Below are 11,710 nucleotides of genomic sequence, written 5' to 3'. Positions count from 1 at the left end.
GACACCGCTGCCGTCCGCCTTAACACGGACCTTCACGTTGTAGTCGATCACGCGTTTGACAGGCACTAGAACCTTCATTGGCATGGTCTCCCTTAAATTGATGGAGAGCCGCGATGCGACTCTCCCCAGCTCTCCTGAGCGTTGATATAGCCTTGTCGCATCGTGAAACAGGGCAAAATCGTCACGTTACCGTCTTGCGACGTCGCGTTTCCGGTTTGAGCGTAAGAATCTTTCAAGAATATGTCCCGGGCCGTGGTGCAAATTAGCGGTTCGCGCCCGGAACCCAAAGCACGTCATCCTTGCCGCCGTCATTGGCCATGCGGGACGCCACGAAAAACCAATCGCTCAGGCGGTTTAGATATTTCACCGCCGCCGGGTTCACGTCTTCCACAGAGGCCAGTTCCACCGCCAGCCGTTCGGCCCGGCGCGACACGGTGCGGCACAGGTGAAGCTGTGCGGCCAGCGGCGTGCCGCCGGGCAAAATGAAGCTGCGCAGCGGGTCAAGTGCCGCGTTCATCGCGTCGATTTCGGACTCAAGCCGCGCAACCTGCGTGTCGGTGATCCGCAGCGGGGTATATTCGGCCTCGGCGTCTTTTTCCATGTCGGGGCGGCAAAGATCGGCGCCCAGATCAAAGAGGTCGTTCTGGATGCGGGCCAGGGCCTCGTCGGTTTCGCCGGTGGCATGCTGGCGGGCAAGGCCAAGGGTGGCGTTCACCTCGTCCACGGTGCCATAGGCGGTGACGCGCATGGAATGCTTGGCCACCCGCGCGCCATTCCCGAGCGCGGTTTCGCCCTTGTCCCCGGTTTTCGTGTAGATTTTATTGAGTACGACCATGGTTTAACCCCCCGAGCGGAACCAGAGAAAAAAGAGAATGAGGCAGACTGCCACGAATTGCATGATGATCCGCAATTTCATCATGCGATTGGATTTCTTTGCGGATTCGATATCGCCCTTGCCAAAGTGGCTGATCCCGAGAGCCAGAATCACCACGACCGCCAGCATCGCCGCCGCGGCCACAAGAAAAACGGGATCATTCATCATCGCGGTTGTCCTTTTTGCTTGTCACGCGCCATGTAGGACCTTTGCGCCGGAAAGCGAAAGGGAAATGATGACGCGCCTCAGCCCTTGGAGACAAGCCAGTCCAGGGCGCGGGTGGGCAGGATACGCCGGGCGATGCCCATGGCATGGGTTGGTGTCGTGACATAGTAGCGCGGTTTCGGGCGCGGGTCTTCAAGCGCGCGGATCAATTTGCGGGTGACGGCAGAGGCGGGCCATTGCGGGCCGCCGCTGCTGCCTTCGTAGAGTTGGGTGAGAAGGCTGTCGCTGTATTGGTCGGCGCGGGCCGAATTTTTCCAGTCGATCCAGCGTTCGAATTCCTTGATGGCGTTCTTGCGAAAATCGGTTTCGATCGGGCCAGGGTCTATGAGGGATACCTTGATGCCGGTATCGGCCATTTCAAGGCGCAGGGCGTCGGTGAGACCTTCGAGGGCGAACTTGGTGGAGACATAGGCACCGCGCCATTTCATGGCGACAAGGCCCAGAACCGAGGAGCATTGCACGATTCGCCCTTGCCCCTGAGCGCGCATCACCGGGATGACCTGGCGTGTCAGGTCGTGCCAGCCGATGAGGTTGGATTGAAAGATGCTGCGCAGGGCCTCGGTGGGGATGTCCTCGACCGGGCCGGGGATGGCGTAGGCGCCGTTGTTGAACAGCGCATCCAGCGTGCCGCCGGTGGCGTCGAGCACCTCGGCAAGCCCGTCGCGCAGGCTGTCTTCGTCGTTGTAATCCATGCGCGGGCTGTCGAAGCCTTCGGCGCGCAGGCGGGCGCAATCCTCGGGTTTGCGGCAGGCGGCGAAGACATGCCAGCCCTGCCTGCGCAGGGCATGGGCGGCGTCATACCCGATGCCGGTGGAACAGCCGGTGATGAGGATGGTTCTCGCGCTCATGGGGGCAGCTATGGCCCGGCGCGGGGCGCGATGCAATCAGTTTGCGGCGGTGACCAGCCAATCGGCCATCCAGCCGACATCCCCGGTTTCAACCACGCGCAGTTTGATCCAGCCGTTGCCGGGTTTCTGCAGGACGACCACCTTGTCGTTCTTGTACAGCTTGCCGATGCGGTCATATGCCGTGCCCGGGCCGCCACGCATGTTGACGACCGCGCCGGTCACGCGGCGCGTATCCTGAACAGGCTGGGCGATGTCGGCATCCGGGGCCGGGGCGATGGTGGCGCTGACGACGCTGTCGGAGGCGGTGCCCGAAAGGCTTGCCGCGGCCACGGCCCTGGCGACGTGATCGGGCAGGGCGGTTTCGGGGGCTTTGGCGGCAGGCTTGGGCCCGGGCTTGGCGACGGCCTTGGTCACTTCGGGGGGCATGGCCTTGGCGGGGGTATCGGCGGTATCGACCCGCGCCAGCCGGACCTCGAATCGTTGGCCGTTCGACAGGTCGAGATCGGACAGCGAGGCGATGGAACGGGTGACGGTTTTTTCTTTGGCGTGGTCGCCGCTGGCCGCCGCCCGGGTCACATCCGCTTTGACCGGGCGGGCCTTGGGCCGTGCGTTATCAAGTTGCGCGCGGATCTGGATGGAGTTGGTCGCGGGTTTGTAATCGGCCCCGCCGCTTAATTCATAAAACGACCAGCCAAGAAAAGCGAAGCTTACAAAAATAAAGCGCCACATCGCGAGATCCCCCCGAATACTCACACAACAGACCATAAATACAACTTACACGATTCGCCCCTTCGCTTCATGGGAAAACGTCAATTCTTTCACTCCAATACGCTTTACGTGGATTCGCGGGGGCGGTATCACATCATCTATGAGTGATTTGCTGGATGACCCCAATATCGGCCCCGAGGCTGTGTCGGAACCGCTACGCCGTGCGATTGGCGAACGGTACCTGACCTATGCCCTGAGCACGATCATGCACCGCGCGCTGCCCGATGCGCGCGACGGGTTGAAGCCCGTGCACCGGCGAATCCTGTTCGCCATGCGTGAGTTGAAGCTGTCCAGCACCGGGGGGTTCCGCAAATCCGCCAAGATCAGCGGCGACGTGATGGGGAACTATCACCCGCACGGCGACGCGGCGATTTACGATGCCATGGCGCGCTTGGCGCAGGATTTCGCGGTGCGCTATCCGCTGGTCGACGGGCAGGGCAATTTCGGCAATATCGACGGCGACAACCCGGCGGCCAGCCGCTATACCGAGGCGCGGATGACCGCCGTGGCCGAGGCGATGTTGCAGGGCCTGAACGAGAACGCGGTTGATTTTCGCGACAATTACGACGGGACGCTGACCGAACCGGCGGTTCTGCCCGCGTCCTTTCCCAACCTGTTGGCCAATGGGTCGAGCGGTATTGCCGTGGGCATGGCGACCAATATTCCGCCGCATAACATCGGCGAGCTGGTCGATGCCTGCCTGCATCTGATCAAGACGCCCGATGCGCGCGACGACACGCTGTTGAATTACATCCCCGGCCCCGATTTCCCCACCGGCGGGGTGATCGTCGAGCCGCCCGAGAATATTGCACAGGCCTATCGCACCGGGCGCGGGGCCTTCCGCCTGCGCTGTAAATGGGAGGTGGAAGACCTTGGCCGTGGGCAATGGCAGGTGGTTGTCACCGAGATTCCCTACCAGGTGCAGAAATCCAAGCTGATCGAGAAGATCGCCGAGTTGATCCAGACCAAGAAGGTTCCGGTCCTTGCCGATATTCGCGATGAAAGCGCCGACGATGTGCGCATGATCCTTGAGCCTCGGTCCAAGAACGTGGACGCGGAGGTGATGATGGGGATGCTGTACCGCAACTCGGACCTTGAGGTGCGGTTCAGCCTGAACATGAACGTGCTGATCGACGGGGTTACGCCGAAGGTCTGTAGCCTCAAGGAAGTGCTGCGTGCCTTCCTTGATTTCCGGCGCGAGGTTCTGATCCGCCGCAGCCGCCACCGGATGGCCAAGATCGACCATCGGCTGGAGGTTTTGCAGGGGCTGATCACGGCGTTCCTGAACCTTGACCGGGTGATCGAGATCATCCGCTATGACGACGACCCCAAGGCGGCCTTGATGTACGAGGATTGGAGCCATGTGCATCAATCCACCCTGAGCCGCGCCATGGATGAGGCCGAGTATCGCTCGCCCTTGGAAGGGGTCGACGTGAAATCCTTGGCGCTGGTGGCCGACCCCGAGATGGAGGCCAGTGGCGTTTTGGCCGAAAGCGCGCCCGAGCGGGCCGTGCCGCATAGTTACGCGGGCCGGGAAAACGGCCTGTCGGATGTGCAGGCCGAGGCGATCTTGAACATGCGCCTGCGGTCCTTGCGGCGGCTTGAGGAAGAGGCCCTGATCAAGGAGCGCGACGCGCTGATGGCCGAGCGGGCCGAATTGGAAGACCTGCTTGAGGATGAAAGCCTGCAATGGGGCAAGATCGCCGAGCAATTGCGCGAGGTGAAGAAGACCTTTGGCAAGGATTACGTTCTGGACGATCTGAACGTCGGCGCGCGCCGTTCCCAGTTTGCCGAGGCCGGCGAGGTGGAAGAGGTGCCGCTTGAGGCGATGATCGACCGCGAGCCGATTACCGTGGTCTGCTCCAAGATGGGGTGGATCAGGGCGATGTCGGGGCATATCGACCTGAACCGTGAATTGAAATTCAAGGATGGCGACGAGGGGCGGTTCATCTTCCACGCCGAAACCACCGACCGGCTGTTGGTTTTCGGTAGCAACGGGCGGTTCTATACCCTGTCGGCGGCCAACCTTCCGGGCGGGCGCGGCATGGGCGAACCCCTGCGCCTGATGGTGGATTTGCCCAACGAGGCCGAGATCGTGGACCTGTTCATTCACAAGCCGGGGCGCAAGCTGTTGGTGGCCTCCTCGGCGGGGGACGGGTTTGTCGTGGCGGAGGACGATGTCCTGGCCCAGACCCGCACCGGCAAGCAGGTGCTGAACGTGCGCGGCGATGCGACGGCGCGGGTTTGTACGCCTGTAACGGGCGATCACGTGGCCTGTGTCGGCGAGAACCGCAAGGTGTTGATTTTCCCGCTGGAAGACCTGCCCGAGATGGGCCGGGGCAAGGGCGTGCGGTTGCAGAAATACAAGGACGGTGGCCTTAGCGACGCGGCCACCTTTACGCTGGCCGATGGGCTGAGCTGGCGTGATCCGGCGGGGCGGACCCGGACGGAAACCGGGCTTGCCGAATGGATGGGCAAGCGGGCCGGTACGGGCCGGATGGCGCCGCGCGGCTTCCCGCGCGACAACCGCTTTACCTGACAGCTTCGACGCCCGGGGCCGGGGCATCCGGCACGGGCGCCCGGATGGCCCCATAACGTCGCGATATTGCCTCAAATTCAACGCAAAGCCTGAGCAGTGTTTCCGCGCGGCCAATTGCGCCGCGCGAAGAGATGTTTCCGCCAAGCTTCAGGGGCAAGCCATGATATCGAGACTGCAAACCGGGGCGCGCGAGACCCTGCAAGGCCACTATGCCGGTCAGCGCAAACCCCTTTTCGAAATCGCGGTTTTGACGGCTCTTTTAACCACGCTGACCCTGGGGATTTACCGCTTTTGGGCCAAGACCCGTGTGCGGCGCTATGTGTGGTCGTCGATCAACGACGGGCGCGACAGTTTCGAATACACCGGCACGGGGCTGGAAAAGCTTTTGGGGTTTCTGGCGGCGATGGTGATCTTGGCCATTTACCTCGGGGTGGTTCAGATGGGGCTGTATTATTTCGGCCTGACGCTTTTCATCGAGCCGCAAACCGAAAAGCAGGCGATGATGCAGGCCGCCGCCATGGGGATCACGGCCCTTGCGGTACTGCCCCTGGTCTTTTTTGCCAAGTACCGGGCGCGGCGGTATAAAATGGCGCGCACGCGCTGGCGCGGTATCCGGTTCGGCGCGGAAAAGGGGGCATGGGGCTATGCCGCGCGGGCGATGTTTCATTGGCTGTTGTCGGTCCTGAGCCTGGGCCTGTTGCTGCCATGGCAGACCTTCCGCCTGGAGCGTTATGTCACCGACCGAAGCTGGTACGGCGATGCGCCGTTTCAGCAAGGCGGCAAATGGACGGCGCTTTTGCCGATGATGGCACAGATTTACATGGGGCTGCTGATCATGGTCGGCGGCGGGACCATGGCGGCGTTGACGTCTTTGCCCGAAGAGGGGGCCATGATGGCCGGGCTTGGGTTTTTCTGGTTCATTGCCGGGGTGGTTCTGTATCGGGTCAAGGCCTTTTGCTACCTGACGACTCACAAGACCCTGGATGGCAATATCCATTTCGACGCCGAGGTCGATACCGCCTCGCTGGTGGCGACGGTCTTTCTTGGCGCGCTGGTGGTGGCGGTGATCACGGCAGTTGTCTACGGTGCCTTGGGGGCCGGGGTTTTCCTTGTCGTCATGCCCGCCGTGACGATGGGGCAGGGGGCCGTTTTCATTGCCGGGATATTGGTGATCGCGGCCTATCTGCTGGCCACGGCGATCATCAGTTCCCTGGCGCTGGTCTGGATCGTGCAGCCGATCATCCACCAAGTGGTCGAGGCGATCAGCGTGGAGAATGCAGACGAACTGCAATTCATCGAGCAGCGCAGCCATGACGACGGGGCCGATGCCGAAGGCTTTGCCGATGCATTGGATCTGGCTGCGGCGGTCTGATCCCTGGGCAAGGCGGGCCGCGGGTGACGCGGCCTGTCTTTTTTCGCGCAATGCGGGCGCGGATGCGGCTATAAGCGCTTTACCCTGAATCCTGACTTTGCCAAAAGGGCCGCGTATAATCTGGCGCGGGGCTGCGCCGTTTCATTTCAACCATGCCTTTCTTGCAGGAGCGCGTTACATGTCAGAGGTCCAAAGCCGCCTTACCGGCGAATATCATGGCGAGCGCAAGCCGCTTTTCAGCCTAGCCTTCAAAACCGCGATCCTGACGGCGCTGACCGTTGGCATCTATCGCTTTTGGGCCAAGACCCGGATTCGCAAATACATCTGGTCCTCGGTGGCGGGGCAGGGCGATGCCTTTGAATATACCGGCACCGGGCTGGAAAAGTTCCTTGGGTTCCTGATGGCGATCGTGATCCTGGCGGTCTATCTTGGGATCATCCAGATGATCCTGTTCTATTTCGGCCTGACGCTGTTCACCGAACCGCGTACCGAGGCGCAGATGCTGGCGCAGATGGGCGCGTTTTACATCACCTTCTTCGCGGTCCTTCCGCTGATTTTCTTCGCGCAATACCGGGCACGGCGCTACAAGCTGGCGCGGTCGCGCTGGCGCGGGGTGCGCTTTGGCATGGAAAAGGGCGCCTGGGGCTATGCCCTGCGCGCGATTGGCCATTGGCTTTTGACCATTGTCACGCTGGGCCTTCTGTTGCCGCGACAGACCTTTTACCTGGAAAAATACATGACCGACCGGACGTGGTATGGCGACGGCAAGTTCGAACAACAAGGCAAGTGGACCGCGCTTTATCCGGCGATGAAGCATCTGGCGATTGGCCTGGCGATCATGGTTGTCGGCAGCATCCTGGGTGGCGTGGCCGGTTCGGGCGGGATTATCGTGATCACCGCTTTGGTCGGCTATATCTGGTTCATGGTCGGGCTGGTATCGTACCGGGTGAAAAGTTTCATCTACCTGACCGATACGAAGGTTCTGGATGGCGCGGTGACCTTTGACGCCACGCCCCAGACCTCGACCATCGTGTCGACCGTGCTTGTGGGCGGTCTCGTGGTGGGCTTGATCGTGGGTTTGGTCTTTGCCGTGGTTGGCGGTGTCGCCTCGGCGATGATGGGCCCGCTGATGTTCGGCCATCCGGCGGCGCAGGTTATCGGGGGTCTCGTGATCGCGGCCATCTATCTTCTGGTCTTGGCCATGGCCGGGGCGCTGTCGCTGGTCTGGATCACCCAGCCGGTCATCGCGCATGTGGTGACCGAGATGAAGGTGCACGGGGCCGAGCATCTGAACACCATCAAGCAGCGCGCCCACGACAGCGGCGCCGATGCCGAAGGCTTTGCCGATGCGCTGGACGTGGGGGGCGCCATCTGATGGGGCCGGTCACGGGCAGCTTTTTCGACGGCCAACATGCCGGACGTCACCGGGTTGAGGTGACACTGGATGAGGCCGCCGGGGAGTTGATCGTGACCGGGCCAAGCCTGCCCGAGGCGCTGCATTGGCCCTGTGCGCGGCTGCGCGCGCTGGAGGATCTGGCGCGCGGCTATAGCCTGACCCTGACCCTGCATGCCGAGACCGAGGATGAGGCGCCGCGTGATCCGGCGCGCCTGACCATCAATGAGCCGGCCATGGTGGCGCGTATCCGCGAGCTGTGCCCGGATTTGCACAAGCGCGATTTGCATCGCGGCACATGGCGCAAGATCTGGACGCGCGGTGCCATGGCCGTTGGCGCGGTGGTGCTGATGCTGTTCGTGATCCTGCCGCGGATGGCCGATACCTTGGCCACGATCATCCCCGTCGAGCGCGAGATCGCCTTTGGAAAATCGGTGATTGCCCAGATGGAGCGCGCGCTGGGCGCGGCCGATTTGGGCGATCTGCGCTGTCGGGGGGAGGCAGGACAGGCCGCGCTGGACCGGATGGTGGCGCGGCTGAGCGAGGGGCAGGATTTGCAATATGACCTGGAGGTGCGGGTGTTCGACGACGGTATGGTCAATGCCTTTGCCGCCCCCGGCGGGCAGATCGTGATCATGCGCGGGCTGTTGGAGGATGCAAGCGGACCGGATGCCGTGGCCGCCGTTCTGGCCCATGAGATCGGCCATGTGGAGGCGCGCGATGCCACGCGGATTGCCCTGCGCGCGGCGGGCTCTGCCGGGCTTTTGTCGATGGTGTTGGGCGATTTTACCGGCGGGACGATTGCCGTGGTGCTGGGCGAACGGATCATGCAGGCGAGTTACACCCGGGAGGCCGAGGCGGCGGCGGATGTCTTTGCTTTGGATATGCTGAACGCGGCGGGTGTGGACAGCAGCGGCATGGCCGAGTTCTTTGATTACATCGGCGAATTGCAGGGGGAGTTTCAGATCCCCGAGTATCTGTCGACCCACCCGGCCAGCGAGGCCCGCGCCGAACGCGCCCGCGACAATGCCGAAGGGCAGGAGGGCACCACCCCGGTACTGGGCGAGGCCGCGTGGCAGGCGCTCAAGGGAATTTGCGGGTAAGTCACAGGTCACGGAAAACCACTCGCTGGCTTGACGGAGGTCAGAAAGCCGCGCATCGGCGGGCCGTGGTACGGCGACCTAACCTTTGAACAAAACACTTTATCCCGGCCACTGGCGCGTGACCTTAGAGCAGCGCACCCACATCAACCCAATCGCCGTGCCGGGGGGCGGCCCGGCGATGCGCGGCGGCGCGTTCCGCGCCTTTGTTCCGCGCGGGGGTGCTAACGAGTAGCGTGTTTATGATGCCGATTGTTCCTTCTGGATAAGCGGCCTACACCGCCTCGGCCTCAAGCCAGACGCCGCCTTCGGGGCGCAGGGTCAGGATCATCACCGGGTCGGGGTTGCGGCCTTTGACGGGGGTGAAGCGGTATCGGTTCAAAAGCGTCGCAAGGATGATCACCGCCTCTTGGATGGCGAAGCTGGCCCCGATGCAGATGCGCGGCCCGTCGCCGAAGGGCAGGTAGGCATAGCGATCAATCGCCTTGCGGTCGGCGAAACGCTCGGGCCGGAAGGCGTCGGGGTCGTCCCAAAGAAGGTGGCTTCGGTGCAGGGCGTAGATGGGCAGGATCACCGTATCGCCGCGCTTTACCTCGCGTCCGCAGAGCGTGTCATCGGCCTGTGCCGTGCGCGAGATGACCCCGGCCGGGGGGTAAAGGCGCAAGGCCTCGTCGATGATCTGCCGGATATAGGGCAGGTTTTCGACATCCGCGCCTTCGCAGGCCCGATCCCCCAAGACATCGCGCACCTCGGCGCGGGCGCGGTCCTGCACCTCTTGGTCGAAGGCGCAAAGGTAAAGCGACCATGCCAGCGTGAGGGCCGTGGTTTCATGGCCCGCGACGATGAAGGTCAGCAGGTTGTCGCGCAGCTCGGCGGTATTCATCTGGCGTTTGGTCTTGGGGTCTTCGCCTTCAAGCAAAAGGTCCAGAAGATCGGGCACGCCGTCGGGGCCGCGGGCGCGGCGGGCCTCGACGGCCTCGTCCGCGACGCGTTTCATCTGCTTGACCGCGCCGCCCGACATCACGCGGCCCGGGCGCGGCACCCAATCGGGAAATCCCAGCAGATCGAAAAGCGAGATTTTCCCGGCCTCCGAGATATAGGCGTCGATCGCGCCATGCACCGCGTCGGCGTCGAATGTCCCGTCGCCTGAAAAGGTGACCTCGGCGATCACGTCGAAGGTGGTGCGCACCATGTCCTCGGCCATGTCCACGGCGCGGGGGCCGGCCGCCGCGATCCGCTGACAACTGCGTTCGGCCGCCGCCGTCATGATCGGGGCAAGGTTCATCACGTTGCGATGCGAAAACACCGGGGCCGCCGCGCGCCGTTGCCAGCGCCAATGCGCCCCTTCGGCAATGAACAGCGACTCTCCGATCGCCGGGCGCAGCAGGTTCTTGGTGACCAGCGACTTGGGGTAATTGTCGACCTCTTCCAAAAGCACCCTGCGGTTGGCCGCGGGGTCCATGACCATGTGCCAGCGTTTGCCGGTGCGGCCCGAGACCATGGGTTGCCGCGTGGCGATGGCGGGAATGATGTTGAGCACGTTGCGGCGCGACGCCTGCAGGCTGGCCCAGATGCCCATCGGCTTGGTTCCGAGGGGGATATGCACGGGAAGGGAGGCGGCAGGGGGCATGACAATCCTTTCTCGGTTATTGAAAGATATAGGCGCGTCGCCGCCGGGCGGCAAATCGCAGGCGATTGCACCGGGGGGCGGCCTGCGGTATCCGGGGCCAAATGTAAGGGGATATCATCCATGCTGCTGCGAAGTTTTGCCCTGTTTGCGGGTTTCCTGGTCCTAACGGCCTGTACCAATGCCAATGATCTGGGCGAGGAGCCCACGTACCTGGGCGACTTCCGGATGGGCCACAACGTGGTGGTGGCCCCGAACCTGACCAAGGGCCCGGCCTCGCGCGAGGCGAGCGAGGAAGAATGGGCCATGGTGATGACGAAAGCGATCGGCGATCGTTTCGGGCGCTACCAAGGGGAGCGGTATTATCATCTCGGGGTCAGTATCGAAGGGTATGTTTTGGCCGTGCCCGGTGTGCCGCTGGTTCTGTCGCCGAAATCGGCGTTGATCCTGAACGTGACGGTTTGGGACGATGCCAAGCAGGAAAAGCTGAATGCCAAGCCCGAGCAGATCACGGTTTTGGAATCGTTTTCGGGCAATACCCTTCTTGGGTCGGGGTTGACGCAATCGAAGGCCAAGCAACTGGATAACCTCAGCCGCAATGCCGCGAAACTGATCGAGAACTGGCTGGTGCGTGAAAACGCCGAGAAAGGCTGGTTCGAAGGAGAGGGCGGCCCGTCGGAGGCCGCGCGCGAGGCCGCCGAGGCCATCGAGGAGGAGCCATCGGATGCCTCGGCGATGGTCGAGAAGGCCAAGGCGCAGGCCGAGGCCGAGCCCGAAAGCTGAACTTGGCGCCACGAAGCGCTTGATTTTCCCGCCGCAAGCCAATAAATGGCGCGCGGAGTATTAATCGGGCCGGAGGGCCCCCCAACGACAAGGCGCCTTGAGATATGGCAAAGGAAAAGTTTGACCGTTCGAAACCGCACGTGAACATCGGGACGGTTGGTCACGTTGACCACGGCAAGAC

The 11,710-nt window shown here is 62.7% G+C and carries 10 protein-coding genes and 1 pseudogene; 5 read left to right on the top strand and 6 right to left on the bottom strand.

Annotated features, from left to right (window positions below; genetic code table 11):
* The 5 genes and pseudogenes from RBB32_RS20870 to RBB32_RS20850 form a co-directional block, all read right to left on the bottom strand.
* A pseudogene (locus tag RBB32_RS20870) lies at nt 1-78 on the bottom strand (electron transfer flavoprotein subunit beta/FixA family protein); the annotation flags it as partial.
* 184 nt (nt 79-262) lie between these two features.
* A complete protein-coding gene (locus RBB32_RS20865; RefSeq protein ID WP_306155633.1) occupies nt 263-835 on the bottom strand; it encodes a cob(I)yrinic acid a,c-diamide adenosyltransferase in 573 nt (190 codons plus the stop codon).
* 3 nt (nt 836-838) lie between these two features.
* A complete protein-coding gene (locus RBB32_RS20860; RefSeq protein ID WP_306155631.1) occupies nt 839-1,042 on the bottom strand; it encodes a twin transmembrane helix small protein in 204 nt (67 codons plus the stop codon).
* Nucleotides 1,043-1,119: 77 nt separating this feature from the next.
* Complete coding sequence (locus RBB32_RS20855; RefSeq protein WP_306155629.1) at nt 1,120-1,947, bottom strand: SDR family NAD(P)-dependent oxidoreductase; 828 nt, start codon at nt 1,945-1,947, stop codon at nt 1,120-1,122.
* A 36-nt stretch (nt 1,948-1,983) separates the two neighbouring features.
* The gene (locus RBB32_RS20850; protein WP_306155627.1) at nt 1,984-2,676 is read right to left on the bottom strand and encodes an SH3 domain-containing protein; all 693 of its coding nucleotides are present in this window, start codon (nt 2,674-2,676) and stop codon (nt 1,984-1,986) included.
* 139 nt (nt 2,677-2,815) lie between these two features.
* Between RBB32_RS20850 and RBB32_RS20845 the strand changes: the two genes are divergently transcribed.
* The 4 genes from RBB32_RS20845 to RBB32_RS20830 all read left to right on the top strand — a co-directional run bounded on the left by RBB32_RS20845 (nt 2,816) and on the right by RBB32_RS20830 (nt 9,122).
* The gene (locus RBB32_RS20845) at nt 2,816-5,254 is read left to right on the top strand and encodes a DNA topoisomerase IV subunit A (RefSeq protein ID WP_306155625.1); all 2,439 of its coding nucleotides are present in this window, start codon (nt 2,816-2,818) and stop codon (nt 5,252-5,254) included.
* Nucleotides 5,255-5,414: 160 nt separating this feature from the next.
* Nucleotides 5,415-6,626: a DUF898 family protein gene (locus RBB32_RS20840; protein WP_306155624.1), complete on the top strand. Its 1,212-nt coding sequence runs from the start codon at nt 5,415-5,417 to the stop codon at nt 6,624-6,626.
* A 178-nt stretch (nt 6,627-6,804) separates the two neighbouring features.
* On the top strand, nt 6,805-8,001 hold the full coding sequence (locus RBB32_RS20835; RefSeq protein WP_306155622.1) for a DUF898 family protein: 1,197 nt from the start codon (nt 6,805-6,807) through the stop codon (nt 7,999-8,001).
* The gene (locus RBB32_RS20830; protein ID WP_306155621.1) at nt 8,001-9,122 is read left to right on the top strand and encodes a M48 family metallopeptidase; all 1,122 of its coding nucleotides are present in this window, start codon (nt 8,001-8,003) and stop codon (nt 9,120-9,122) included. Before RBB32_RS20835 ends, RBB32_RS20830 begins: the two co-directional genes overlap by 1 nt.
* Before the next feature lie 271 nt (nt 9,123-9,393).
* Here the strand turns inward: RBB32_RS20830 and RBB32_RS20825 are convergent, their stop codons facing one another.
* Entirely contained in the window at nt 9,394-10,749 is a 1,356-nt protein-coding gene (locus tag RBB32_RS20825; RefSeq protein WP_306155618.1) for a cytochrome P450, read from the bottom strand.
* A 120-nt stretch (nt 10,750-10,869) separates the two neighbouring features.
* Between RBB32_RS20825 and RBB32_RS20820 the strand changes: the two genes are divergently transcribed.
* Nucleotides 10,870-11,529 (top strand): hypothetical protein, encoded by a 660-nt coding sequence (locus tag RBB32_RS20820; protein WP_306155616.1) that lies wholly within the window; start codon nt 10,870-10,872, stop codon nt 11,527-11,529.
* The last annotated feature ends 181 nt before the right edge of the window (nt 11,530-11,710 follow it).

The sequence above is a fragment of the Roseovarius sp. MMSF_3281 genome, assembly GCF_030733685.1.
GTDB lineage: Bacteria > Pseudomonadota > Alphaproteobacteria > Rhodobacterales > Rhodobacteraceae > Roseovarius.
The sequence above is the reverse complement of the archived record's forward strand: the minus strand, read 5'-3'. Positions and strand labels throughout refer to the sequence as shown.

What these genes read in the sequence shown, in the direction of transcription:
- RBB32_RS20855 (WP_306155629.1), bottom strand. Translation starts at nt 1,947, where the DNA reads ATGAGCGCGAGAACCATCCTCATCACCGGCTGTTCCACCGGCATCGGG.
- RBB32_RS20845 (WP_306155625.1), top strand. Translation starts at nt 2,816, where the DNA reads ATGAGTGATTTGCTGGATGACCCCAATATCGGCCCCGAGGCTGTGTCG.
- RBB32_RS20860 (WP_306155631.1), bottom strand. Translation starts at nt 1,042, where the DNA reads ATGATGAATGATCCCGTTTTTCTTGTGGCCGCGGCGGCGATGCTGGCG.
- RBB32_RS20830 (WP_306155621.1), top strand. Translation starts at nt 8,001, where the DNA reads ATGGGGCCGGTCACGGGCAGCTTTTTCGACGGCCAACATGCCGGACGT.
- RBB32_RS20840 (WP_306155624.1), top strand. Translation starts at nt 5,415, where the DNA reads ATGATATCGAGACTGCAAACCGGGGCGCGCGAGACCCTGCAAGGCCAC.
- RBB32_RS20835 (WP_306155622.1), top strand. Translation starts at nt 6,805, where the DNA reads ATGTCAGAGGTCCAAAGCCGCCTTACCGGCGAATATCATGGCGAGCGC.
- RBB32_RS20865 (WP_306155633.1), bottom strand. Translation starts at nt 835, where the DNA reads ATGGTCGTACTCAATAAAATCTACACGAAAACCGGGGACAAGGGCGAA.
- RBB32_RS20820 (WP_306155616.1), top strand. Translation starts at nt 10,870, where the DNA reads ATGCTGCTGCGAAGTTTTGCCCTGTTTGCGGGTTTCCTGGTCCTAACG.
- RBB32_RS20850 (WP_306155627.1), bottom strand. Translation starts at nt 2,676, where the DNA reads ATGTGGCGCTTTATTTTTGTAAGCTTCGCTTTTCTTGGCTGGTCGTTT.
- RBB32_RS20825 (WP_306155618.1), bottom strand. Translation starts at nt 10,749, where the DNA reads ATGCCCCCTGCCGCCTCCCTTCCCGTGCATATCCCCCTCGGAACCAAG.